The following is a 23,912-nucleotide window of genomic DNA, read 5'->3' on the forward strand; positions in this document are numbered from 1 at the left end:
GTGATGGCCAACATCCTGGCGCTTCAGGAGCTCGACGAGGAGATCGTCGTCGACGCCCCGTTCAGCTCGGTCAGTGCGTTCAGCTGCTGATGTCCGTGGCCTGGTGCCGCGTTCCGGCGAGACGGTGAGGAGGAGGTGATTGTGATGGCCGACATCCTGGCGCTTCAGGAGCTCGACGAGGAGATCGTCGTCGACGCCCCGTTCAGCTCGCTCAGCTACTGGAGCTGCTGATCCCGGCAGCCCGGTGCCGTGTACCGGCGAGGCGGTGAGGAGGAGGTGATTGTGATGGCCGACATTCTGGCGCTTCAGGAGCTCGACGAGGAGATCGTCGTCGACGCCCCGTTCAGTTCGTACAGCGCGTTCAACTGCTGACCCCTGTGGCCCGGTGCCGCGTTCCGGCGAGGCGGTGAGGAGGAGGTGATTGTGATGGCCGACATTCTGGCGCTTCAGGAGCTCGACGAGGAGATCGTCGTCGACGCCCCGTTCAGCTCGTACAGCGTGTTCAGCTGCTGACCCCCTGGGTCCGGCAGTACCGGGTGACAGAGAGGGGAAGGCCGCGGCACATGCGGCCTTCCCCGGCTCTGCATTCTGTTTACCGTTTTGGGGTGAGTTAACCGTGGCCGTGGCATCAGAACCGACTACCCGTCCGAGCGGACCGCTCGGCGCGCTGCGACTGTGCGTCGCCGAGGTACGGGCGTACCCGGGGCGGGTCATAGGTGTCGCGGTCGCCTGCGCGCTCACCGCCACCGGCGTGGGCGCCTGCCTGCTGCTGCTCGCGGCGGTCAGCGGCCCGTCCTACCCGGAGGGTTCGTCCGCCGCGGCGGCGGCCAAGGACGCGCAGAACCTGCTGGGCCTGCTGCTGACGATGCTGCTGATGTCGGCGGTGCTGGTGACGGGGTCGACGGTCGCGCTCTGGACCAACCAGCGGCTCGGGCAGTTCGCCGTGCTGCGCGCCCTCGGGGTGACGGCCGGCCGGCTGCGGGCCCTGGTCGTCGCGGACGTCGCGCTGGTCGCGCTGGCCCCCTCCGCCGTCGCCGCGGTGGCCGGGACGGTCCCGGTGGCCGGGTTCGGCCGGCGCCTGCTGATCGAGCGCGAGCTGTTCCCCGCCGCGGTCGACCTGCCCTCCGCCGGGCAGACCTGGGCGATCGCGGTCGGCGCCTGCCTCGGCACCTGCGCGGTCGCGGTGCTGGCCGCGCTGGCCAGCGTGCTGGCGGCCGGCCGGGTCCAGCCGATCGACCTCCTCAAGGACCAGTCGCTGGCCCTGGCCCCGCCCCGCCGCAACGTCGGCCGGCTGGTGGCGGGCATCGCCATGGTCCTGATGCTCTGCGGGCCGCTCGTGGCCCTGATGGTCGTGATGGACCTGCCGCCGGTGCTCCAGGGCGCGCTGGTGATGGGCCTGGCCACGGCCGTCATCCCCACGCTCGCGGTGCTCGCGCCCTGGTTCGTGCCGCTGCTCGTCGGCCCCTGCTGCGCGGTGCTGCTGCTGCTCGACCGCAAGGCCGGCCGGATCGCCGCCGCGGGGCTGCGGGCCGCGCCCGCCCGGACGGCCGCGATCGCGGTGCCCGTCCTGCTGGCGGTCGGCACCGTGGTCTGCCTGCTCGGTTCGGGGGCCACCATCGGGGCCGCCGTGCAGCAGCAGACCGAGCAGGCGCTGCGGGCCGACGCGGTGGTGACGGCCGAGCCGGGCCACCAGCTGCCCGCCCGGCCCGCCGGCCTGCCCGGCGGGACGGCCGTCGCGCCGATCGCGACCAAGGTGACCGCGCCGCCCAGCTTCTACGACGACAAGCCCAAGCCCACCCGCGCCTGGGGCGTCGACGGGGCGGCCCTGCGGAGCGCCCTGGACCTCGGCGAACAGCAGGGCCGGCTGGACGAGTTGGCTCCCGGCACGTTCGCCGCGGGCAGCACCGAGGCCACCGCGCGCCACTGGAAGCTCGGCCAGGACGTCACCTTCACGCTCGCCGACGGACAGCAGGCGCAGCTGCGGCTCGTCGCCGTCTACCAGCGGGACCTGGCCTTCCCCTCGTACGTCCTCCCCGTCGACCTCGCCCTCGAGCACACCCCGGCCCCGTACGCCGACCGGGTGCTGCTCCGCGGTGACCCGGGCGCCTGGGAGCTGCGGCCCGGCCAGCGGCTCGCCACGCGGGCCGACTACCTGGCCCACCTGCGGCCGCGCAACGTGCAGGACGACATGGCCTCCCGGCTGATCGTCGCCGTGGTGGGCGGGTACGCGCTGCTCGCCCTCGCCAACACCTGCGCCATCGCCCAGCGGGACCGCCGTTCCCAGCGCGCCCACCTGCGGGCCCTCGGCCTCGGCCGCGGGCAGCTGCTGCGCTGCGTGGTGTACGAGGTGCTGGCCTCGGCGCTGGTCGGGACGGTCCTGGCGGTGGCGACGGCCGGGATCTGCCTGGTGCCGCTGGCCCGGGCCGTCGGGCAGGGGGTGCTGCCCGCCCTGGACGTGCCGTGGACGGTCGGCGTCCTGGTCGGGGTGCTGGTCGCCACCGCCGTCCCGGCGGCGCTGGCGGCCCGTCCGCTGCGCGGCATCCGGCGACAGTTCGCGACGGGGTCGGCGTGAGCGCGGCGGCCGCCGGAGGGCTGGGGCGGTCGTTCTGGCTGCTCTACGGCGGCGAGTCCGCCTCGGCCCTGGGCACCGCCGCCTCGGTGATCGCCCTCCCGGTGGTCGCGCTGCGGGCCGGCGGTGACATCCGGCAGGCCGGACTGGCCGGTACGGCGCTCTCCGTCGGGGTGCTGCTGGCCCGGCTGCCGGCCGGCGTCCTCGCCGACCGCCGCGAGCGGCGGACGGTGCTGCTGACCGGCAACGCGGCCGGCGCACTCGTCCTGGCCGCGCTGGCCCTGTCGGCCTCCGGCGGCATGCCGCCGCTGTGGGCGGTGCTGGTCGCCGCCCTGCTGCTCGGCGCGGTGGGCAGCACCCTGGCACCCGTCGAGAACGTGGTGGTGCGGTGCTTCGTGCGGCCCGAGCACCTTCCCCGCGCGGTCGGCCTGCTGCAGAGCAGGACGGCCGTCGCGGCGATGGCCGGCCCGGTGGCCGGCGGTGCGCTGCTGGCCGTCCACCCGTCCTGGGTGTTCGCCGTCGACGCCGGCAGCTACCTGGCGGCCGTCTGCTGCGTGGCACTGCTGCCGAAGGGGAGGCGGGAGCGCCTCGGGGACGAGCCGGCCGCGCCCGGTGTCCGGGCCGCGCTGGCCGAAGGCGTCCGGTTCATCTGGCGGGTGCCCTTCCTGCGCTACGCGGTGGTCAACGCGGCCGTGCTCAACCTGGTGTTCAACGGGCTGCTGATCGTGGTGGTGGCCTCGGGCGGGGGCGCCGTGCACATCGGGGTGCTGACCGCGGCCCTGGGCACCGGCGGGCTGGCCGGATCGCTGCTCGCACCGGCGCTGGCCCGGCGGCTGCCGCCCGCCCGGGGCATCGCCCTCGGCACGGCCGTGGTCGCGCTCGCCCTGCCCGGCTTCACCCTGGCCCAGGGGCACTGGGCGGCGGTCCTTCCGCTGGCCCTCGCCGCGGCCGCCGGGCCGGTGGTCACCGTGCTGATCGCGGTCACCCAGATGGAGGTGACCCCGCCGGGTCTGCAGGGCCGGGTGCACAGCGGCATCGGCTTCCTCGCCCAACTGGTCGCGCCCGCCGGGCCGACCCTCGCGGGCCTGTGCGCCCACGCTTTCGGACTGACCGGCACGGTGGCCGGCGCGGCCGTGGTCGTGGTGGTCCTCGCCGTGGTCGGGCTGGCCGCCACCGCGGGCCGGACCGGTGGTGGGCCCGCCGCCGGTCCGACCGGGGCCGGGGGTGCCCCGGAACGACGGAACGACAACCCCGCGGAGGCCGTCCATGGCTGACCTCGACCACCGGGCCGCGCCGCCCGGGCCGGCGGCGCCGAACCCCGCGCCGGCGGACCCGCACCTCACGCCGGCGGACCCGTACCGCTGGCTGGAGGAGGCGGACGCCCCGCGCACCCGGGCCTGGCTCGCCGAGCAGCGGCGCCTGCTGGCCGCCCGCCCGCAGCGCTCCGACGAGCCCGCCTGGGCCGCCCTGCTCGACCGGGTGGAACGGGAGGCGCCCGACCGGACGCCCACCCCGCCCGCCGAGGCCGGCGGCCTGCTCTTCCGCCACGAACGCGGCCCGGACGGCGACGTCCTGACCGTCCGGCACCCCGACGGCACCCGCCGGACGCCCACCGAGGGCGTCATCGGCCCCGGTGACCGGATCGCCGGCTGGCAGCCCGAGCCGCACGGCCGGTTCATCGCCGTCCAACTGCACCGGGACGGAGCCGAGAACGGCGGCCTGCACCTGCTCCCCACCCGCCCGGGCGACCGGCCCCACCACCTGCCCGACGCGGCCCCGTACGCCACCCTCGCCTTCACCGGCGAGGCGCTGGTGTACACCGCCGGCACCCGCACCGAGCACACCCTGGCGGCCCGCCACCCGGACGGCGGCCCGGCCCGTCGGCTCGCCCTGCCGGTGCCCGGCCCGGTCCGGCTCACCCTCCACGGCGGTCCCGGCGGGAACCTGCTGCTGCGCACCCGCCCGCAGCCGTCCGGCCCGGCGCGCTGGTGGGCCACCCGGTGGACCGGCCGGGCGGTGCCCGACTGGCAGCCGCTCGACCTCGACGGGCGACGGGTCACCGCCCTGGACCTGAACGAGACGGTCTGCTTCCTCGCCGCCGACGAGCTGCTCGCGCTGGACCTGGACGAGCTGGCCCGGGGCGCCACCCGCGGGCCCGCCGTGGTCGCGCCGCCCGCCGTCGGTGAACCGCCCGCCGCCGGTGAACCGCCCGCCGCCGGTGAAGCGCAGGCGGGCCCGGTCACCGCCCTGCGGGTGCTCGGCCCCGGCCGGAGGCCCGGCCTGGCGCTGCTCCGCCGACTGGGGACCACCCACCGGCTCGACCTGCACCGGCCGGGCGGGGCGCCGGGCGGTATACCGGGTGGGGAACCCGGCGGGGCGCCGGTTGAGGTACCTGGCGACGGCGCCACCGCACTGCACTGGCCCGCCCGGCTGCGCCTCGGCGCCACCCCGTACGACCGGCACGGGCGGGTCGGCGGGTCGGTCTGGCTGCTCGCCGACGACCCCCGGTACGGCACCTGGACCAGGAGCCTGGACGGCTCCGGCCCGGTCGAACCCCCCGAGCGCCGCGCCGCGCTGCGCACCCTCACCGCCGTCGGCCGGGACGGCGCGCCCGTCCCGGTGACGGTCTGCGACCCCGGGCCGCAGGACTGCGGCCGCCCCGCGCCCACCCTGCTCACCGTCTACGGGGGCTTCGGCCTCCCGCTGGAACCCTCCTGGGACCCGGCCATGGAGGCCTGGCTGCGGGCCGGCGGCCGGATCGCCTGGGTGCACGCGCGCGGCGGCGGCGAGCTCGGCCCCGCCTGGGCGGCCGCCGGCCGGGGCCCCGGCAAGAGCGCCACCGTGGACGACTTCCGGGCCGCCGCCGCGATGCTGGTCGAACACGGCGAGGCCCCGGCCGGCGGGCTGGGCGCACTGGCCGCCAGCAACGGGGCGCTGGTGGTCGCCGCCGCGCTCACCCGGGAGCCCGGTCTGCTGTCCGCCGCGGTGTGCGTGGCCCCGCTCACCGACCTGGCCCGCTACCAGGTCGGCGGCCTCGGCCGGCTCTGGGCGGAGGAGTACGGCGATCCGGCCGACCCGCAGGCGCTGCGGGCGCTGCTCGACTACTCCCCGTACCACCGGCTGGTGCCCGGGACGGCCTACCCGGCGGTGCTTCTCGCCACCGGGGCGAACGACGCACGGGTGCCGCCCTGGCACGCCTGGAAGCTCTGCGCGGCGCTCGGACAGGCCTCCACCGGGGCGGCGCCGGTCCTGCTCGACCACCACGACAGCGGCGGCCACCAGGGCCGTCCGGCCGCGGCCGGACGGGAGCTCGCGGTCCGCTCCCTCGCCCTGCTGGCCGCCGGCACCGGCCTGGTGCCACCGGCCGACCTGCCCGCCGACCCGCCCGCCGGTCCGTGCGGAGCCCCGCCCGCCGACCCGCCCGGCCCCCGGCCCAGACCGCAGTCCTGACCTCAGCCCGTGTCCAACCGAGGAGAGCACCACCGATGACCGAGCCCCAGTCCCTCGCGGGAGGCCCGTCCCGTCCCGGAGGCCCCCGGGCCGCCGCGAACCACGCCCCGGCCGCCGCGTCGGCCGTCGACCTGACCAAGGTGCACGGGTCGGGCGACGCCCGGGTGGTGGCGCTGGAGCGGGTCTCGGTGTCCTTCCGGGAGGGGGAGTTCGCGGCGATCATGGGCCCGTCCGGCTCCGGCAAGTCCACCCTGCTCCAGTGCCTCGCCGGACTGGAGTCCTGCACCTCGGGCGCCGCCCGGATCGGCGACACGGACCTCACCCGGCTGAGCGACGGCCAGCTGACCAGGCTCCGCCGCGACCACGTGGGCTTCGTCTTCCAGGCCTTCCACCTGATCCCCACCCTGACGGTGTCGGAGAACATCGCCCTGCCGCTGACGCTGGCCGGCCGCACCCCCGACCGGCAGTGGCTGGACACCCTGGTCGAGGCGGCCGGCCTCGGCGCCCGGCTCGGCCACCGCCCGGCCCAGCTCTCCGGCGGCCAGCAGCAGCGCGTCGCCTGCGTCCGGGCGCTGGCCGGCCGGCCCCGGATCGTCTTCGCCGACGAACCGACCGGCAACCTGGACTCCCGCTCCGCCGCCGAGATCCTCGCGCTGCTGCGCCGGTGCGTCCGGGAACTCGGCCAGACCGTCGTGATGGTCACCCACGACCCGGTGGCGGCCTCGTACGCCGACCGCGTCGTCTTCCTCGCCGACGGCCGCATCGTCGACGAACTCCTCGGCCCGACCCCCGACCAGGTGCTCGGGCGGATGCGCACCTTCGACGCCAACCTCGGCATCAGCTACTGGTCCGGACCGGCCTGACCTGCCGCGCGCCGACCGCCGGATGCGGGAGGATGGGGGGCATGCCGAACCGTCTCGCGGACGCGACCTCGCCGTACCTGCTCCAGCACGCCGACAACCCCGTGGACTGGTGGCCCTGGGCGCCGGAGGCCTTCGATGAGGCGCGGCGCCGCGGTGTGCCCGTTCTGCTGTCGGTCGGTTACGCCGCGTGTCACTGGTGTCATGTCATGGCTCACGAGAGCTTCGAGGACGCCGGGCTCGCCGAGTACCTCAATGAGCGGTTCGTCCCGGTCAAGGTGGACCGGGAGGAGCGGCCGGACGTCGACGCCGTGTACATGGAGGCGGTGCAGGCCGCGACCGGGCAGGGCGGGTGGCCGATGACGGTGTTCCTCACGCCCGACAAGGAGCCGTTCTACTTCGGCACCTACTTCCCGCCGCAGCCCCGGCACGGGATGCCGTCCTTCCGGCAGGTGCTGGAGGGCGTGGAGGCCGCCTGGCGGGACCGGCGGGAGGAGGTCGGTGAGGTCGCCGGGCGGATCCGGGCCGACCTCGCCCAGCGGGCCGCCGTGTACTCGGCCGGTGCCCACAACCCGCCCGGCGAGGCGGATCTGCACCAGGCGCTGGTGGCCCTCAGCCGGGACTTCGACCAGAGCCGCGGCGGCTTCGGCGGCGCGCCGAAGTTCCCGCCGGCCATGGTGCTGGAGTTCCTGCTGCGCCACCACGCCCGGACCGGCTCGGAGGCGGCCCTGGAGATGGCCGTCCGCACCGGTGAGGCGATGGCCCGCGGCGGCATCCACGACCAGCTCGGCGGCGGCTTCGCCCGGTACGCGGTGGACGCCGGCTGGGTGGTGCCGCACTTCGAGAAGATGCTGTACGACAACGCCCTGCTGCTGCGCGCCTACCTGCACCTGTGGCGGGCCACCGGATCGGCCCTGGCCCGCCGGGTCGCGCTCTCCACGGCGGACTTCCTGCTGCGCGAACTCCGCACGCCCGAGGGCGCGTTCGCCTCCGCCCTGGACGCCGACAGCCTGGACGAGGAGACCGGGCAGTCCGCCGAGGGCGCGTACTACGTGTGGGAGCCCGGCCAGCTGGTCGACCTGCTCGGCCCCGCCGACGCGGCCACCGCCGCCCGGCTGTTCACCGTCACCGCCGAGGGCACCTTCGAACACGGCACCTCGGTGCTCCAACTCCTCGCCGACCCCGAGGACTTCGCCGAGTACGAGACGATCCGGGCGCGGCTGGCCGAGGCCCGGGCGGCCCGCCCCGCCCCGGCCCGGGACGACAAGGTGGTCGCCGCCTGGAACGGCCTGGCCGTCGCCGCGCTCGCCGAGACCGGCGCGCTGCTGGACCGCCCCGACCTGGTCGAGGCCGCCGAACGCGCCGCCGACCTGCTGCTGGCCGTCCACCTCACCCCCGACGGCCGGCTGCTGCGCACCTCCCGGGACGGCCGGGCCGGTGCCAACGCCGGCGTGCTGGAGGACTACGCGGACACCGCCGAGGGCTTCCTCGCGCTGTACGCCGTCACCGGCGACGCCTCCTGGCTCCAGCTGGCGGGCGGCCTGCTCGACACCGTGCTCAAGCACTTCACCGACGAGGCCTCCGGCGCGCTCTACGACACCGCCGACGACGCCGAGGAGCTGATCCGCCGCCCGCAGGACCCGACCGACAACGCCACCCCGTCCGGCTGGACGGCCGCCGCCGGCGCCCTGCTCACGTACGCCGCGTACACCGGCTCCGACCGGCACCGCACGGCCGCCGAACGGGCCCTCGGCGTGGTCGGCGCCCTCGCCGGCCGGGCACCGCGGTTCATCGGCTGGGGCCTCGCCGTCGCCGAGGCGCTGCTCGACGGGCCGCGCGAGGTCGCCGTGGTCGGCCCGGACGGCGACCCGGCCACCGCGGCGCTGCGACGGGCCGCGCTGCTCGGGACGGCGCCGGGAGCGGTGGTCGCGGTCGGCGCGCCCGGGGAGCCCGAGGTGCCGCTGCTGGCCGACCGGCCGCTGGTCGGCAGCGCCCCCGCGGCGTACGTCTGCCGGCACTTCGCCTGCGACGCCCCGACCACCGATCCGGCGGAACTGGCCGGGAAGCTGGGCACGGCGGTCGAGTAGCGGGCGCCCCGGCGAGGGCGGGCAAGCCGTCGACGGTGGGGCGGGCAGGGGTTCGACGGCGGCCGGATAATCGTTGGCGAGCGGGGTCCGGCCGGGGCCACCATGGGCCATGACCTGGACTTTCAGCACCTCCCTCGACGAGTTCCGCGACCAGGCGGGCGCCTTCCTGGCCGCCCGCCCCGCCGAGAACACCGTCCTGCTCACCATCGCGCACCGGCTGGCCGAGTCCGGCCTGACGGTGTTCGGCGAGCCGCCGGTCTTCGGCTGGTGGCGGGCCGAGCAGGGAGGTCCGGTCGCGGGCGCCTTCCTCCAGACGCCGCCGTTCGCCCCCCGGCTCTCCTTCATGCCGCCGGCCGCGGCCGCCGAACTGGCGACCGGCCTGGCCGCCGCCGGAGCCGGCTTCACCACGGTGACCGGGGTCGGCGGGGGAGCCGAAGCGGTCCGCGCCTTCGCCGCCGCCTGGACGGCGGCCACCGGCACCGAACAGTCCGTCCGCGTCGACGAACGGCTCTACCGGCTCGGCGAGTTGACCAACCCGCCGCGCCCGCCCGCAGGCCGCCACCGGCTGGCCGAACCGGCCGACCGCGAACTGGCGATCCGCTGGTACCAGGAGTTCCTGGCCGAGGTCGAGGTCGAACTCCCCCACATCCCAAGGGCGGTGGACGAGCGGACCGCGAACGGCTGCCTGCACCTGTGGGAGGACGACGGCCGCCCGGTCGCCCTGGCCGGCAGCAGCCCGGTGCTCGCCGGCATGTCCCGCATCGGCCCGGTCTACACCCCCGCCGAAAGCCGCGGCCACGGCTACGGCACCGCCGTCACCGCCGCCGTCTCGGCCCACCTCCTCGCCCACGGCGCCACCGAGGTCCTGCTCTACACCGACCTCGCCAACCCGACCAGCAACTCCATCTACCAGCAGCTCGGCTACCTGCCGGTGGAGGACTCCCTGATCGTGGACTTCCGTCCCCGGTAACGGAGTTACGCATCCCTGGTCAGATGCACACCCGCCACCCCGGCCACCTTCGTGCCGAAGGGATCGGTGGCGGCCGCCGCGGTGGCGGGCGCGGGCAGCCGGTCGGCGCCGAGGTACGTCTGCGCGCAGGTGAGAAGGTTGCCGCCGGCCGACTTCATGTCGCCGGCGAGCCCGTCCAGCAGCGACTTCCAGGCGGTGCCGCACCCCTGCAACGCCGCCCCGCTCTGCCACCCCGCCAGCCCCCCGGCCGCCTTGTCGCCCGGCTCCGCGAGCTTCGCCGTCTCCTCCGGAACCTTCCCGGCCACCGCCAGCGCGTTGTTCCCGGCGGCGGTCAACTCGCCTGGCTTGACAGTGAATCCCTTGCCGTCACCCATCGCTCTTCCCCCAATGCCGCTGTGGCAGACGTGGGTTATGGTAGCGGTGAGTATCGGGGGGAGCACTCATGGCTGATCCGGATCAGCGGGCCGGCGCGGGCCGGCTCGACTTCGCGAGCCTGAAGAACGCCAGACCGGGGGACCTCCACGCGGCCGGCGACGCGTACGACGCACTCCACAAGGCGTTCGCGCAGCACACCGCCGACTGGAAGCGCGGCACCACCGACCGGGTCCACGGGTCGGGCTGGAGCGGACCGGCCGCCGACGCCGCGATCCCCTCACTGGACGGCACGACCACCCAACTGCACGCCGCCGAAACCGAACTGGCCGCACTCGGCCAGACCCTGCGGGACTACGCCGACCTCTTCGGACTCGCCCAGTCGAAACTCCGGCAGGCCGTCGTCGACGCCGGTGCCAAGGGCCTGACCGTCAGCGACAACGGCACGGTGAGCTGGCCCGCGCCCACCGGCCCGGTGGACGCGAACTGGGAGACCAAGCAGAAGGCGGCGGCCGAGGAGATCGCCAAGCGGATCACCGCCGCCCTCACCGAGGCCGGCACGGCCGACCAGACCCTCGCCGGGCTGCTCAGGGGCTTCACCCAGCACGCCACCAGCAAGTCGGGCCTGACCCTCGCGGTCGCCGAGGCCGACCAGCGGACGGCGAACGAGTCGGGAGCCCCGTACCTGAGGGACATGCCGGCCGCGGGAGCGCCGCCCACCGAGGTCAACAGCTGGTGGAACGGCCTCGACCCGGCGGGCCGGCAGTGGTTCATCGACCACCACCCGGAGAAGGTCGGGAACCTGGACGGGATCCCGGCGGACGTGCGGGACCAGGTCAACCGGAGCTACCTGGACAAGCGGCTGAGCGAGCTCAAGGGCAAGCAGCGGACGAAGGAAGAAGAGGCGGAGTTCAAGAAGCTCCAGCCCATCCAGGAACGCCTCGCCCAGGACGACCAGGCGAAGGACGGTCGGCCGCACTCCTACCTGATCGGCATCGGGGCCGAGGGCCAGGGCCGGGCGATCCTCTCCTTCGGGAACCCCGACACCGCCACCGACATCTCCTCCTACGTGCCCGGGATCACCACCACTCCCGATTCGCTCGGCAAGGCGACGCCGGGGACCACGCCCGGCACCAATGAGGCGGAGAACGCGCTGAACGTCTGGCGGGAGGCCAACAAGAAGGTCAAGCCCGGTGGATCGGCGGCCTCCATCGTGTGGCTCGGCTACGACCCGCCGGACATCGGCGTCGGAGCGGCCACGCCCGCACAGGCGGCCAAGGGCGCGCCCGACTACGCGAGGTTCGTCACCGGGCTCCGGGCGACCAACGCGAGCGGCCAGTGTCCGCACATCACCTCGATCGGGCACAGCTACGGCTCGCTCCTCGTCGGGCTGGCCACGAAGGAGGCCTCCCACCAGGGGAACCTCACGCTGCCGGACGACGTGGTGATCATCGGCAGCCCCGGCGTCGGAGTGAAGCACGCCGCGGACCTGGGGATGCCCGCCGGCCACGTGTGGGCGGGCGCGGCCGGCAACGACCCGGTCACCCAGATCCCCTCGGCGGCGAACCAGGCGGTGCCCTGGCCCTTCAAGGGCGTGGCCGGGGCCGATCCGCACGACCTCTGGTACGGGAGGGACCCGGTGAGCGAGTCCTTCGGGGCCAAGCGCTTCACCGTCGACGGTTGGAGCAAGTCGGGGAGCGTCGTGGACTTCGGGATGCACACCAAGTACCTGGCCCCGGAGACCGGCGGCCCCTCGCTGGGCAACATCGGCTCGATCGTCGCGGGCCGGACCGACGACGTCCACCTGACCGAGGGACGATGAAGACCCGTTGGAAGGTGACCGCATTCGTCACCGCGCTCCTCGCCGTTCCGGCCGTTGTCCTGGTGGCGTCCGCCAACGGATACGGACCGTTGGCCCTGAGAGAGCGGATGGTTCTGCTGAGCCCGGGTGAGGCGAAGGGCCGGATCGACGCCGCCCTGCGCGCGACCATGGGGGCGGTCTCGCCGCCGCTCAGCTATGCGGGCGCCGACGTCGACCTGTACAGGCGATCGGACCACTGGGACCACGAGTCGAGTCTGGAAACGAACGTCACCGGGATCGTCCGCGTGCGGACGGTGGTCTCGCGGGCGAAGCTGCCGCTCCTGATGGAACAGGTGACCCCGGCGTGGCGGGCACTCGGGAGCCCGAACGTCGTCCGGGCGGACAACTCGGCGAAGTACCCGCGCCTGTTGGGGGCGGGGACCGTCGGCGGTGAGACCTCGCTGGCCGTCAACGCGGTCGGGTCCGAGGACTCCTCCTCCTCCTACACGGTGACCTTCGAGGCGGAGGTCTTCGGCGTGCTGTACCAGCCCGCCCGTGCGTACGCGCCGATGTCCCCGCTGGGCCGGACGCCGCACGACGCCGCGGGCTACGTGGTCGTCGACCCCGTCGACGACCCGTACTGGTCGCACTGACCCCCACCCCCCTCACTCCCAGTCCCACCGGATCCCCAGGAGGCACGGCCGTACCGCCGTCGCCACCAGGTGGACGCAGTGGTGCCCGTCGAGGGTGAGTTCCTCGGTCTCGTACGGGGCGGCGCCCGGTGAGTGCAGTGCGAAGCGGTGGCAGCGGACGGGGAGGGCGGCGGGGTGGAAGGTGACCTGGAGGACGTACTGGCCGGCGCCGGAGTTGAAGCCGCGGACGTATTCGCAGCTGGGGTCGGGGGAGGGGGCGTCGTCGAAGCCGTAGCCGAGCAGGTGGGTGTCGCCGGCGCGTAGGCGGCGGTCGAGGAGGAGTTCGGCGGCGAGCAGGTGGTGGGCCTGGTCGCGGCGGATGCGGCCGGGGCGGCAGTTCTCCTCGGCGCGGACGCCGACGCGGGTGATGTCGCTGCCCGGGTCGCCCTGGTAGAGGGCGAGGTAGCGGTCGATACCGTCGCGGTGGGCGCGCAGGGCGTGCTGGGAGTCGCGGCGGGCGAGTTGGCGGTCGGGGCCGACGCGGATGCGTTCGATGTGGGTGATGGTGTGCAGTCCGGTGTCGCGCGGGCCGGCGAGGGTGGCGAGCAGGTCGTCGACGGCGACGGCGGGGGAGATGAGGTCGCGGTAGGGGCGGACGGGCGGGCCGGCGGGGGCGGGGCCGGCGGCGCGGCGGGGGCCGAGCAGCCGGGTGAGGGAGTGCTCGGGCAGGTCGAGGACCTCTTCCAGGGCGGCGACGGCGCGCAGTGACTCGGTGCGTTCGGGGCGGCGGCGGCCCTGCTGCCAGTAACTGAGGCTGGTGAGGCCGACGGTGACGCCGCGCAGGGCGAGGTGGCGGCGGATGCGGTGGAGGGCGAGGCCCCGGGCGGAGATCGCGGTGCGCAGGGCGAGGTGGAAGGGGCCGGTGCGCAGGGCGGCGGCGAGGTCGGCTGGGTCGCTCTTGTGGATGGCGGCCTCCTGGGGGACGGGCGGACCGGCGTGCGGGCGGCTCGGGACGGAGCGGCGTTTGACCGTGAATATTCACATCGGTGCGGTGGTTTGTCACCGGTCCGGGCCTGCTGCGCGGTGGTTCTCCGGGCGCCGTTCACATCCGCGTCGGCCCGTTCACACCTCGGTCCGGGCCCCGCGGAGGGCCGTTGACCTGTCCCTGACGAGGCGCGATGCTCGGGGCGCGATCCGGACCGCGCCCCCACACAGCACCTCGCTCCACTCGTGCAAGGAGGCTTTCCCGCCATGCCAGTTCCACGAATACGGCTGCGCCGCGCGGTCTCGCTGCTCGCCCTCGGCGTGCTGGGCCCGGCGCTCACCGCCGCGGTGGCGGCGCCCGCGATCGCCGCCCCGGCCGGGCAGCCGGCCCCGTACCAGGCCCAGGCCCCGTACCAGGACCGGACCCAGACCCAGACGCAGGCCCAGGACCGGGCCGCGCACCAGGTCCGCCAGGCCGCCGCGCCCGGCAGCACGGCCGACCTGGCCGGCACCTTCAAGAAGCTCAACATCACCATGCAGCAGCAACAGCAGACCAACTGGTGCTGGGCGGCGAGCGGGAACACCATCGCCACCTGGTTCGGCTACAACTACAGCCAGAACCAGTTCTGCAACGCCGCGTTCGGCCGCTCCGCCAACTCCAGCTGCCCCAACAGCCAGGCCACGCTGGGCGACGTGCAGAACGGGCTGAACTGGGTCGGCATCAACCCGGGCTCGTACGTCAACGGGTACCTGAACTACGGCACCGTGCAGTCCGAGGTGAACGCGGACCGCCCGATCGAGACGCGCATCCAGTGGAGTTCGGGCGGCGGCCACATGCACGTCCTGTACGGCTACGACACGTCGAGCAACTGGGTCTACTGGGGCGATCCGTGGCCCTCCAACTACCGCTACAACTGGGCGGACTACGGGTACTACGTGAACAACAACACGTTCTCGTGGACCCACTCCCTGTACCGGATCGGCGCGTGAGGGCGGCCATGACCGAGACCAAGAGCCGCCGTCGGGCCGCCACCGCGACCGCCACCGCCCTGCTCGCCGCCGGCCTCGCGCTGGCGCTCGCCCCGGCCGCGTACGCGGACTCCCCGTCCGCCCCGGCCCCGGTGTCCGCCGCCGAGCTGGCGCAGGCCCGCGGCGCGGTCCAGGACCCGGCCGTCCTCGACAAGGTCGGCCACTTCTTCGCCCGCAAGGGCGTCCCGCCGACCCGGCAGCTGACCATCGGCGCCGCCGAGGAGGCCCGGGCGGCGGGCGAGGCCGCGCCGCGGCTGGTCGGCGACACCGTGCCGGTGTACGTCCTGGACCCCGGTTTCGTGGCCGGTACCCCCGGCGCACCGGTGGCGACGTCGGAGTTCACCGCCAGCAAGGTGGTCGCGGCGGACGGGCAGAGCGCCTCGGTCTGGACCGTCCGGCAGGGCGGCGGCTGGAAGGTGGTGAACATCGCCTCGGGCGGTGACGAGAGCGACTACGTGGCGAAGGCGGCGGGCAGCGGCGGTGGCACCGCCTTCCGCGAGCCGCAGGTCAACGCCTGGTACGTGCTGCGTGACGGCCGGGTGCTGCCGCTGGACGACGAGGCCCGGCGCTCGGTGGGCGCGGGCGGGGTCACGCTGGCCGCGTACCAGCAGCTGGTGCACCAGCGGTACGGGGACAAGCTGCCCGGCTCGGCGTACGACCGGGCGGGCAAGGGCGGCGGCTACGAGGCGGACGCCGCGCCGGAACTCGCGGCGGCGCCGCGGTCCGGGACGGCACCGCAGCCCGGGGAGGGCCCGCAACTCGCGGTCGCACCGCGACCCGCGGGCGGCGGTTCGGCACTGCCGGCCGTGACGGCGTCGGCCGCCCTGGGGGCCACCGCCCTGGTGGGCGCGGGTGCCGTGCTGCGGCGGAGGGGCGTCCGCCGCGGCTGACGGCGGGCGGGGTCGCGAGAGGTTCACAGAGGCGCCCGGCCGGGTTCTCCCGGCCGGGCGCCTTGCCGTGGTCACGTTCCGTGATGTGTCCTGGAAGTGCTGCTTCCGCACAAGGAATTGACGCAACGTTGATCTGTCGTTCGCCGCCTGGGGGCGGTTGGCCATGACTGACGGTAGATACGATGTGGCAATCGGTCAGTGCTGGCCGACGCGTGCCGAGAGCGGAGAAGAGGTGGGGCGGCGGGAGCCGACCACGAGCCCGGCACCGGGAAAGGGGACCGAGGTGGCCGACGCGGACGACAAGCAGATGAGCTCCCAGGTGTGGGGCTCGGCGGTGGTGGTGGGCTCTGCGCTGGCCGTGGTGGCGGCCTATCTGATCAAGGGTGCCCCACTGGTCCTGGCGGTCGCCGGGGTGGAGACCCTGCTGCTGATGGTCTACGTCGCCCGCCGCTGGCGCGCGATGCGCGGCGGCCCGGCCCCGGTGCGGCACCGTCCGCGCCGCGGCATCCCGGACGCCGCGCACTGCGAGCGCTGCCGCCGGGCCCGCGAGGCGCTGGACGCCCGGCAGGCGCGGGGCCGTGCGGTCGGCGCGGTGCGGTGGCCCGAGCCCGAGGCGCTCCCGGCGCCGGCCTGGCCGCCGCGCGAGCCCCACCGGGAGTCGCACGGGGAGCAGCACCACGCGCACGGCGGGCAGCAGCACCACGGGTACGGTGAGCAGCACCACGCGCACGGGCCGCTGCAGGATCCGGGCCCGCAGCCGGAGGCCGGCGCGGCCGACCACGCGGCCTACCCGCGCCGCCCGCAGCTCCGGGCCCCGTACGAGCGGCCCTGGACGGCGGAACGGGCGGCCGTCCGGTCCGTGGACCGTTCGACCGCCCGTCGGGGTGCGCCGGGATCGACCGGCCGTGCCGTACGCCACCAGTGATCACTCGACCGTGCCGTACGCCACCGGTGGCCGACCGGCCGTGGCGTACGGCACCGGTGTTCACCTGGTCATGCCGTACGGCACCGGTGGTCACCCGGTGGTGCTGTAGGCCACCAGCGAGACGCCGACGTACTGGACGATGAACGCCCCCAGGGTGAAGGCGTGGAACACCTCGTGGAACCCGAACCAGCGCGGTGAGGGGTTGGGCCGCTTGAGCCCGTACACCACGCCGCCGATGCTGTAGAGCACCCCGCCGACGATCATCAGCACCAGGACGGCGACCCCGCCGGCGCGCAGGAAGTCCGGCAGGAAGAAGGCGGCGGCCCAGCCCAGCGCGAGGTACACCGGTGTGTACAGCCAGCGCGGCGCGCCGACCCAGAACACCCGGAACGCGATCCCGGCCAGCGCGCCGCCCCAGGCCACCCAGAGCAGGACCTGCTGGTCGGCGCCCTTGAGCAGCAGCATGGTGAACGGCGTGTAGGTGCCCGCGATGATCAGGAAGATGTTCGCGTGGTCCAGCCGGCGCAGTACGGCGTCCCCGCGCGGCCCCCAGTTGAAGCGGTGGTACACCGCGCTGACCCCGAACAGCAGCCAGGCGCTGACCGAGTAGATCGCGCAGGCGATCTTGGCGGGCGTGGAGTCGGCCAGGCAGATCAGCACGATCCCGGCGGCCACCGTGGCGGGGAACATTCCGGCGTGCAGCCAGCCGCGCCACTTCGGCTTGCTCTCCGTGAGTGCACTCTCCGCGAGCGCAGCAGCAGTCATGCGCAGCATGCTACCCGTTACCTACGGCTCCGTAGGTTACTCGCGCGTAGGAAGTGGCGATCGTCACTCTTAGACGTTTTGGAGTATTTGGAGTGTGGCGCCGCGCACTCCGTCGCGGGGTCGGTCGGCATGTTACCGATGAGTAATCATACTGGCTGTAGTAAAGGGTGCGTCAATTTCGACGCTTCGCCGCGTTCCGGCCTTGAGTCCGGAGCTACGCTGCAAGCACCCTCAGACCCCCGCGACGCCATCTCCACGCCGAGATGGCGTGAAACGGAGCGATCGTGTCGTACGAGATCTCTGCTCTCAGCGCATCCGCGCCCACCCGCCACAAGCAGCTGCTCGCTTGGGTGAGCGAGATCGCCGAGCTCACCCAGCCGGACCGCATCGAGTGGTGCGACGGTTCCGACGAGGAGTACCAGCGCCTCGCGGACCTGCTGGTGGCGCAGGGCACCTTCAAGAAGCTCAACGAGGAGAAGCGCCCCAACTCCTACTACGCCGCCTCGGACCCGTCCGACGTGGCGCGCGTGGAGGACCGCACCTTCATCTGCTCCGAGCAGGAGAAGGACGCCGGACCGACCAACCACTGGAAGGCCCCCGCCGAGATGCGGGAGATCTTCCAGGGCGAGCAGGGCCTCTTCCGCGGCGCGATGAAGGGCCGCACGATGTACGTCGTGCCCTTCTCGATGGGCCCGGTCGGTTCCCCGCTGGCCGCGTACGGCGTCGAGATCACCGACTCCGCCTACGTCGCCGTCTCGATGCGCGTGATGACCCGCATGGGTCAGGCCGTGCTGGACCAGCTCGGCGAGGACGGCGACTTCGTCAAGGCCGTGCACACCGTCGGCGCCCCGCTCGCCGAGGGCCAGGCGGACGTGCCGTGGCCGTGCAACAGCACCAAGTTCATCTCGCACTTCCCCGAGACCAAGGAGATCTGGTCCTTCGGCTCGGGCTACGGCGGCAACGCCCTGCTCGGCAAGAAGTGCTACGCGCTGCGCATCGCCTCGACCATGGCCCGCGACGAGGGCTGGCTGGCCGAGCACATGCTCATCCTGAAGCTCACCCCGCCGAGCGGCGAGGTCAAGTACGTCGCGGCGGCCTTCCCCTCGGCCTGCGGCAAGACCAACCTGGCCATGCTCCAGCCGACCGTCCCGGGCTGGAAGGTCGAGACGATCGGCGACGACATCGCCTGGATGCGTTTCGGCGCCGACGGCCGCCTGTACGCCATCAACCCCGAGGCCGGCTTCTTCGGCGTCGCCCCCGGCACCGGCGTGGACACCAACGCCAACGCCATCGAGACCCTCTGGGGCAACACCGTCTTCACCAACGTCGCCCTCACCGACGACGGCGACGTGTGGTGGGAGGGCCTCACCGACGAGCCCCCGGCGCACCTGACCGACTGGCGCGGCAACGACTGGACCCCCGAGTCCGGCACCCCGGCCGCCCACCCGAACGCCCGCTTCGCCGTCCCGGCCGCGCAGTGCCCGACCATCGCCCCGGAGTGGGAGGACCAGGCGGGCGTGCCGATCTCGGCGATCCTGTTCGGCGGCCGCCGCGCCACCGCCGTCCCGCTGGTGACCGAGTCCTTCGACTGGCAGCACGGCGTCTTCCTGGGCGCCAACATCGCCTCCGAGAAGACCGCCGCCGCCGAGGGCACCGTCGGCGAGCTGCGCCGCGACCCGTTCGCGATGCTGCCGTTCTGCGGCTACAACATGGGCGACTACTTCGCCCACTGGCTGAAGGTCGGCGCCCAGGCGGACGCCGCCAAGCTGCCGAAGATCTACTACGTCAACTGGTTCCGCAAGGACGCCGAGGGCAAGTTCGTCTGGCCCGGCTACGGCGAGAACAGCCGCGTGCTCAAGTGGATCGTCGAGCGCCTGGAGGGCACCGGCGAGGGCGTCGAGACCCCGATCGGCGTGCTGCCGACCGTCGAGGGCTTCGACCTCGGCGACCTGGACCTCTCCAAGGAGGACCTCGACCTGCTCTTCACCGTGGACGCCGACATCTGGCGCCGGGAGGCCGCGCTCGTGCCGGCCCACCTGGAGACCTTCGGCGACCACACCCCGAAGGAGCTGTGGGACGAGTACCGGAACCTCGTCGCGCGCCTCGGCTGAGCCTGAGCCTCAGTCGCGGTAGCGGCGGGCGCGCGGCACGAACCGCGCGCCCCGCCGAGCGGCAGGACGGCCGGAGTTCCGCCGGGCGATTTTCCCCCGACCAAGGAGATCGCCCGGGCCGGAACTCCGGCCGTAGTGTTTTTCCGGGAGCCGTCCCAGGAGCCGTCCCGGGTGTCGTCGAGCCCGGTGGCTACGGCTGGACGTAGCCGCTCAGGAAGTCGCCGATCCGGGTCACCGCGTCGGTGATCTCCTCCGGCCGGGGCAGCGTGACCAGCCGGAAGTGGTCCGGCTCGGGCCAGTTGAAGCCGGTGCCCTGGACCAGCAGGATGCGCTGGGAGCGCAGCAGGTCGAGCACCATCCGGGCGTCGTCCTTGATCTTGTGGACCTTGGGGTCCAGCCGGGGGAAGGCGTACAGCGCGCCCTTGGGCTTGACGCAGCTGACCCCGGGGATGTCGTTGAGCAGCTTGTACGCGGCGTCGCGCGAGGCGTGCAGCCGGCCGCCGGGCAGCACCAGGTCGCGGATCGACTGCCGCCCGCCGAGCGCGGCGGCCACCGCGTGCTGGGCGGGCATGTTGGCGCAGAGCCGCATCGAGGCGAGCACGGTCAGGCCCTCGATGTAGCTGCGGGCCCGGTGCCGGTCGCCGGACAGCACCATCCAGCCGGAGCGGAAGCCCGCGACCCGGTACGCCTTGGACAGCCCGTTGAAGGTGACGCAGAAGAGGTCCGGGGCCAGGGTGGCCAGCGGGACGTGCTCGGCGTCGTCGTAGAGGATCTTGTCGTAGATCTCGTCCGCGTAGACCACCAGGTCGTGCCGGCGGGCGATCTCGGCGATGCCCTCCAGCACCTCGCGCGGGTAGACCGCGCCGGTCGGGTTGTTCGGGTTGATCACCACGATGGCCCTGGTGCGGTCGGTGACCTTGGCCTCGATGTCGGCGAGGTCCGGGTACCACTCGGACTGCTCGTCGCAGCGGTAGTGCACGGCGGTGCCGCCGGCCAGCGAGACCGAGGCGGTCCACAGCGGGTAGTCCGGGGCCGGGACGAGCACCTCGTCGCCGTCGTCCAGCAGCGCGGTCATGGCCAGCTGGATCAGTTCGGAGACGCCGTTGCCGAGGAAGACGTCGTCGACGGAGAGGCCGTGCAGCCCGCGGTCCTCGTAGTGCATGACCACCGCGCGGCGGGCGGAGAGCAGGCCCTTGGAGTCGCCGTAGCCGTGCGCGGTGGCGAGGTTGCGCAGGATGTCCTGGAGGATCTCCGGGGGCGCCTCGAAACCGAAGGTGGCCGGGTTGCCGGTGTTGAGCTTGAGGATGCGGTGGCCCTGTTCCTCCAGCCGCATCGCCTCGTCGAGTACCGGTCCGCGGATGTCGTAGCAGACATTGGCGAGCTTGCTGGACTGGATGACCTGCATGTCCGCCTACTTTAGGGGTACGGAGGGGCCGTGCGGCGGGTCTCCGTGGGGGTGCTTCGGAGGGTCGGAACGGCCCCCTTGGATCGGCAGGCGGGGGCGGCAGGCGGCCTTGTGAACCGGCAGTCGAATGTCCGGAATGCTCCTGTATGCGAGGGGCGCCGCCGCGCCGTTCCATGGAAGCGAGACGGACGGCACACGCCCGGCGCGGGAGGATGTGGCCGGTCGTGTCGGTCGTGTCGGTCGAGGAGGGGGTGCGTCGGTGGTCCCGGTCGTGGTCGTGGCGGTGCTGGTCGGTCTCCTGGCGGCTCCGCCGCTGCGCGGGCGGATCGCCCGCTTCGCGGTGCCGGAGGGCGAGCCCTGGTGCGAGGCCTGCCCGTCCTGCGGGCGCGCGGTGCGGCTGCTGCCGCCGACCGGGCGCTGCCCGGGCTGCCGGGAGCGGCTGGGCGCCGGCCCCTGGACGGTGGAGGCGGTCGCGGCGGCGGTCGCCGTCGCGGTGGCGTACGCGGCGGACCGCCTGGTGGTGGTGACCCTGGCCCTGGGCTGGGCGGCGGCGCTCGGCGTGGCGCTCGGCTTCGTCGACGCGCGGGTGCGCCGGCTGCCGTACGGGCTGACCGTGCCGCTGCTCGGCGGGGTGGCGGCGCTGCTGCTGGTCGCGGCGCAGGCCGAGCGGGACCCGGGTGCGCTGCTGCGCTGCCTGCTGGTCGCGCTGGCGGTCGGGGGCGTCCTCGAACTGGCCGTCTGGCTGGGCGCGTTGGGCCCCGGGGATTCTCCGCTCGGGCTCGCCCTGGGCGGGCTGCTCGGCTGGTTCGGCTGGTCGGTGGCGCTCGGCGGGCTGTTCGCCGCGATGGTGCTCGCCGGGCTGTGGGGCACCCTGCGGGCCGCCGCCGCGCTGGCCCGCCGCCGCCCGGTGCGCGGGCTCGACCTCCCGGTCGGCCCGTTCCTGCTGCTCGGCGCGCTCACCGCAGTCCTGGCGCGGTGAGCGGAGCCGTACCAGGCGACGACCGGGAGCCGCCCCGGCCTCCGGTCCACCCCGCTCCCGGCCCCCGGAGGACCCCGCCACCGCCCCTTCCGGACCCCGTCCCTAATAGAGGGGACAGGGGAAACGGAAGGGCCCGCCGTACCGGTCGGTACGACGGGCCCCGCCGCCGACGCGCAGGCCCCACCCTCAAGGAGCGGCGCGCCGGGGGAGTTGGGCTCTAGGGGGTCACGGCCTCCCGGCCGTCACGGCATCTTGTGGACGAACGGGCCGACCGTGTTGGAGAACGCGTTGCCGTTGTTGGCGTCCCAGTTGGTCGACCAGGTCATCGCGCCGCGGATGGTCGGCCACTTGGCCGGCGGCACGAAGCTGCCGCAGTTGTTACCGGTGGCCAGGCAGTCCAGCGCGTTGTTCACCACGGTCGGCGAGACGTAGCCGCCGCCCGCTGCCCGGCTGGAGGCCGGGACGCCGATGCCCACCTGGTCCGGCCGCAGGCCGCCCTGGATCTGGGTGCAGACCTGCGCGGTGATGAAGTCGATGGTGCCCTGGTTGTAGACCTTGCCGTCGCAGCCGTTCATGCCGCCCGAGTTGTAGAACTGGGTGTTGACGACGGTGAGGATGTCCTTGGTCTTCAGCGCCAGCTGGAAGTAGGCGCCGGAGGTGTTGTACATCCCGATGGTCTCGGGGGCCATGGTCAGGACGAAGCCGGGGCCGACCTTGGTCTGCAGGGCGTGCAGCGCGTCGCCGAGCGGGCCGGCCTGGACGCCGTTCTCCAGGTCGACGTCGATGCCGTCGAAGCCGTAGTCCTTGATGATCGCGTAGGCGCTGTTGGTGAAGTTGGCGCCGGCGGTGGCGTCCCCGACGGTGATCGCGCCGTTCTGGCCGCCGATGGAGAGGATGACCTTCTTGCCGGCCGCCTGCTTGGCCTTGACGTCGGCGCGGAACTGGGCGTCGGTGTAGCCGCCGAGGGCCTTGGACAGGCCCGGGTCCAGGGTGAAGCTGATCGCGCCGGTCCTGGTCGGCACGGCGTCGGCGAAGGACACCGCGATGATGTCGTACGCGCTCTGGACGTCGCTCAGCCGCTGCGCGGTCGAGCCGTTGTCGAAGTTCTGCCAGTAGCCGGTGACCGCGTGGGCGGGCAGGCCGGTGACCGGCGGGGTGGTGCTGGTCGGCGTGGCGGTGGGGGTCGCCGTCGGGGTCTGGGTGGGCGTCCCGGTGGGGGTCGGGGTCGCCGTCTGGGTGGGCGTCGCGGTGGCCGTGGGGGAGGCGGTGGCCGTCGGCGTCGGGGTCGGCGTGGGGGTCGCGGTCGGCGACGGGGTGCCGGTGCCGCCGGGGCCGACCAGTGCGACGTCGTCGGCGAGGTAGGCGCTCTGGCCGTACCAGCCGTGCAGGTAGACGGTGACGCTGGTGGCGTTCGCCCCGGTGGTGAAGGTGGTGGACAGCTGGTTCCAGCTGTTCTGGTTCGACCACACGGACGGGTCGGTGCCGCCGGTGCCGCGCGCGCCGAGGTAGACGTACGGGCCCTGGACCCACGCGCTCAGCGTGTAGCTGGTGTTGGGCAGCACGCTGATGGTCTGGGCGCACTCGGCGGTGTCGCCGGCGCCCGGGGTGGCCTGGAGCGCGCCGGTGCCGGAGTGGACCGGGGAGGACACCGTGGTCGCGGCGCCGGTGCAGGTCCAGCCGCCGAGCCCGCCGTCGAAGCCGCCGTTGGCGACCAGGTTGCCGACCGCCGCGCTGGCACCGCCGGCGAAGAGGGCGAGGCCGCCGCCGGCCAGGGCGAGGGCGGTGGCGCCGGCCGCGACGGCCGGGAGGGGGCTGCGCCGGCGCTTGTGCGAAGGCTGGTTCAGCGTACGGGCCATGGGGTGACGCTCCTGGGGGAGGAGCGGCCGCCGCGGTGGGGGGCGCGGCGGCCGCGTGTGGGGGAGGGGAGGTCCGAAGTGAGCCTGCGGGGCGGAGCAGGAGGATCGTTCCGTCCCGGATCAAAAGCTGGACTAGACCATTGCTGGTCGTCAAGCATCGGAAGAACGGCTTACGGTTCCGTTAAGGATTCGGAGACCGTTCCGTGTCCGCGCCCCGGAGGCCCCGC

General features: G+C 74.1%; 20 protein-coding genes. 15 read left to right on the forward strand and 5 right to left on the reverse strand.

What is annotated here, in order from left to right:
- From ACFVXH_RS08825 to ACFVXH_RS08860, 8 genes are all read left to right on the forward strand, one after another.
- The gene (locus ACFVXH_RS08825; RefSeq protein WP_220450056.1) at window positions 1-90 is read left to right on the forward strand and encodes a class III lanthipeptide; all 90 of its coding nucleotides are present in this window, start codon (window positions 1-3) and stop codon (window positions 88-90) included.
- 51 nt (window positions 91-141) lie between these two features.
- Entirely contained in the window at window positions 142-231 is a 90-nt protein-coding gene (locus ACFVXH_RS08830; RefSeq protein WP_198959315.1) for a class III lanthipeptide, read from the forward strand.
- A gap of 391 nt (window positions 232-622) precedes the next feature.
- Window positions 623-2,572, forward strand: coding sequence for an FtsX-like permease family protein (locus ACFVXH_RS08835; protein ID WP_387821701.1), 1,950 nt, complete (start codon window positions 623-625; stop codon window positions 2,570-2,572).
- Window positions 2,569-3,843 carry an MFS transporter gene (locus ACFVXH_RS08840; RefSeq protein WP_387821703.1) on the forward strand — a complete coding sequence of 425 codons (1,275 nt, stop codon included), beginning with the start codon at window positions 2,569-2,571 and terminating at the stop codon, window positions 3,841-3,843. Before ACFVXH_RS08835 ends, ACFVXH_RS08840 begins: the two co-directional genes overlap by 4 nt.
- Window positions 3,836-6,019, forward strand: a complete 2,184-nt coding sequence (locus ACFVXH_RS08845) for a prolyl oligopeptidase family serine peptidase (RefSeq protein ID WP_387821705.1) — start codon at window positions 3,836-3,838, stop codon at window positions 6,017-6,019. The genes ACFVXH_RS08840 and ACFVXH_RS08845 overlap by 8 nt, the downstream gene beginning before the upstream one ends.
- Before the next feature lie 35 nt (window positions 6,020-6,054).
- The gene (locus ACFVXH_RS08850; protein WP_079271858.1) at window positions 6,055-6,882 is read left to right on the forward strand and encodes an ABC transporter ATP-binding protein; all 828 of its coding nucleotides are present in this window, start codon (window positions 6,055-6,057) and stop codon (window positions 6,880-6,882) included.
- Between the two features lie 41 nt (window positions 6,883-6,923).
- Window positions 6,924-8,966, forward strand: a complete 2,043-nt coding sequence (locus ACFVXH_RS08855; RefSeq protein ID WP_387821708.1) for a thioredoxin domain-containing protein — start codon at window positions 6,924-6,926, stop codon at window positions 8,964-8,966.
- A gap of 109 nt (window positions 8,967-9,075) precedes the next feature.
- Window positions 9,076-9,936, forward strand: a complete 861-nt coding sequence (locus tag ACFVXH_RS08860) for a GNAT family N-acetyltransferase (protein WP_387821711.1) — start codon at window positions 9,076-9,078, stop codon at window positions 9,934-9,936.
- A 5-nt stretch (window positions 9,937-9,941) separates the two neighbouring features.
- Here ACFVXH_RS08860 and ACFVXH_RS08865 read toward each other — a convergent pair whose 3' ends face one another.
- Window positions 9,942-10,310 carry a hypothetical protein gene (locus tag ACFVXH_RS08865; protein ID WP_387821713.1) on the reverse strand — a complete coding sequence of 123 codons (369 nt, stop codon included), beginning with the start codon at window positions 10,308-10,310 and terminating at the stop codon, window positions 9,942-9,944.
- Window positions 10,311-10,378: 68 nt separating this feature from the next.
- Here ACFVXH_RS08865 and ACFVXH_RS08870 point away from each other — a divergent pair, with 68 nt between their 5' ends.
- The gene (locus ACFVXH_RS08870) at window positions 10,379-12,130 is read left to right on the forward strand and encodes an alpha/beta hydrolase (protein ID WP_387821716.1); all 1,752 of its coding nucleotides are present in this window, start codon (window positions 10,379-10,381) and stop codon (window positions 12,128-12,130) included.
- Between the two features lie 107 nt (window positions 12,131-12,237).
- A complete protein-coding gene (locus ACFVXH_RS08875) occupies window positions 12,238-12,762 on the forward strand; it encodes a hypothetical protein (protein WP_387821719.1) in 525 nt (174 codons plus the stop codon).
- Window positions 12,763-12,774: 12 nt separating this feature from the next.
- Here the strand turns inward: ACFVXH_RS08875 and ACFVXH_RS08880 are convergent, their stop codons facing one another.
- Window positions 12,775-13,707, reverse strand: coding sequence for a hypothetical protein (locus tag ACFVXH_RS08880; protein WP_049658495.1), 933 nt, complete (start codon window positions 13,705-13,707; stop codon window positions 12,775-12,777).
- Between the two features lie 285 nt (window positions 13,708-13,992).
- Here ACFVXH_RS08880 and ACFVXH_RS08885 point away from each other — a divergent pair, with 285 nt between their 5' ends.
- The 3 genes from ACFVXH_RS08885 (at window position 13,993) to ACFVXH_RS08895 (ending at window position 16,569) form a co-directional block, all read left to right on the forward strand.
- Window positions 13,993-14,715 (forward strand): papain-like cysteine protease family protein, encoded by a 723-nt coding sequence (locus ACFVXH_RS08885; RefSeq protein ID WP_387821722.1) that lies wholly within the window; start codon window positions 13,993-13,995, stop codon window positions 14,713-14,715.
- A gap of 8 nt (window positions 14,716-14,723) precedes the next feature.
- Entirely contained in the window at window positions 14,724-15,644 is a 921-nt protein-coding gene (locus ACFVXH_RS08890) for a hypothetical protein (protein ID WP_387821724.1), read from the forward strand.
- A 283-nt stretch (window positions 15,645-15,927) separates the two neighbouring features.
- Window positions 15,928-16,569, forward strand: coding sequence for a hypothetical protein (locus ACFVXH_RS08895; protein WP_074001321.1), 642 nt, complete (start codon window positions 15,928-15,930; stop codon window positions 16,567-16,569).
- A gap of 90 nt (window positions 16,570-16,659) precedes the next feature.
- Here the strand turns inward: ACFVXH_RS08895 and ACFVXH_RS08900 are convergent, their stop codons facing one another.
- Window positions 16,660-17,334, reverse strand: a complete 675-nt coding sequence (locus ACFVXH_RS08900; RefSeq protein WP_049659028.1) for a hemolysin III family protein — start codon at window positions 17,332-17,334, stop codon at window positions 16,660-16,662.
- Window positions 17,335-17,618: 284 nt separating this feature from the next.
- On the opposite strand from ACFVXH_RS08900, the gene ACFVXH_RS08905 reads away from it, so the two are divergent.
- Window positions 17,619-19,445, forward strand: coding sequence for a phosphoenolpyruvate carboxykinase (GTP) (locus ACFVXH_RS08905; RefSeq protein WP_387821728.1), 1,827 nt, complete (start codon window positions 17,619-17,621; stop codon window positions 19,443-19,445).
- Window positions 19,446-19,635: 190 nt separating this feature from the next.
- Here the strand turns inward: ACFVXH_RS08905 and ACFVXH_RS08910 are convergent, their stop codons facing one another.
- The gene (locus tag ACFVXH_RS08910) at window positions 19,636-20,850 is read right to left on the reverse strand and encodes a pyridoxal phosphate-dependent aminotransferase (protein ID WP_074001322.1); all 1,215 of its coding nucleotides are present in this window, start codon (window positions 20,848-20,850) and stop codon (window positions 19,636-19,638) included.
- A gap of 259 nt (window positions 20,851-21,109) precedes the next feature.
- Between ACFVXH_RS08910 and ACFVXH_RS08915 the strand changes: the two genes are divergently transcribed.
- The gene (locus ACFVXH_RS08915; RefSeq protein WP_387821732.1) at window positions 21,110-21,829 is read left to right on the forward strand and encodes a prepilin peptidase; all 720 of its coding nucleotides are present in this window, start codon (window positions 21,110-21,112) and stop codon (window positions 21,827-21,829) included.
- Between the two features lie 242 nt (window positions 21,830-22,071).
- Here the strand turns inward: ACFVXH_RS08915 and ACFVXH_RS08920 are convergent, their stop codons facing one another.
- Entirely contained in the window at window positions 22,072-23,685 is a 1,614-nt protein-coding gene (locus ACFVXH_RS08920; protein ID WP_387821735.1) for a chitinase, read from the reverse strand.
- Between the last annotated feature and the right edge of the window lie 227 nt (window positions 23,686-23,912).

The organism is Kitasatospora sp. NPDC058184, assembly GCF_042883725.1.
In the GTDB taxonomy this organism is placed as follows: Bacteria; Actinomycetota; Actinomycetes; order Streptomycetales; family Streptomycetaceae; genus Kitasatospora.

Coding starts and splice junctions, on each gene's coding strand:
- ACFVXH_RS08845 (WP_387821705.1), top strand. CDS start 3,836: ATGGCTGACCTCGACCACCGGGCCGCGCCGCCCGGGCCGGCGGCGCCG.
- ACFVXH_RS08850 (WP_079271858.1), top strand. CDS start 6,055: ATGACCGAGCCCCAGTCCCTCGCGGGAGGCCCGTCCCGTCCCGGAGGC.
- ACFVXH_RS08855 (WP_387821708.1), top strand. CDS start 6,924: ATGCCGAACCGTCTCGCGGACGCGACCTCGCCGTACCTGCTCCAGCAC.
- ACFVXH_RS08860 (WP_387821711.1), top strand. CDS start 9,076: ATGACCTGGACTTTCAGCACCTCCCTCGACGAGTTCCGCGACCAGGCG.
- ACFVXH_RS08865 (WP_387821713.1), bottom strand. CDS start 10,310: ATGGGTGACGGCAAGGGATTCACTGTCAAGCCAGGCGAGTTGACCGCC.
- ACFVXH_RS08870 (WP_387821716.1), top strand. CDS start 10,379: ATGGCTGATCCGGATCAGCGGGCCGGCGCGGGCCGGCTCGACTTCGCG.
- ACFVXH_RS08875 (WP_387821719.1), top strand. CDS start 12,238: ATGGTTCTGCTGAGCCCGGGTGAGGCGAAGGGCCGGATCGACGCCGCC.
- ACFVXH_RS08885 (WP_387821722.1), top strand. CDS start 13,993: ATGCCAGTTCCACGAATACGGCTGCGCCGCGCGGTCTCGCTGCTCGCC.
- ACFVXH_RS08890 (WP_387821724.1), top strand. CDS start 14,724: ATGACCGAGACCAAGAGCCGCCGTCGGGCCGCCACCGCGACCGCCACC.
- ACFVXH_RS08900 (WP_049659028.1), bottom strand. CDS start 17,334: ATGACTGCTGCTGCGCTCGCGGAGAGTGCACTCACGGAGAGCAAGCCG.
- ACFVXH_RS08910 (WP_074001322.1), bottom strand. CDS start 20,850: ATGCAGGTCATCCAGTCCAGCAAGCTCGCCAATGTCTGCTACGACATC.
- ACFVXH_RS08920 (WP_387821735.1), bottom strand. CDS start 23,685: ATGGCCCGTACGCTGAACCAGCCTTCGCACAAGCGCCGGCGCAGCCCC.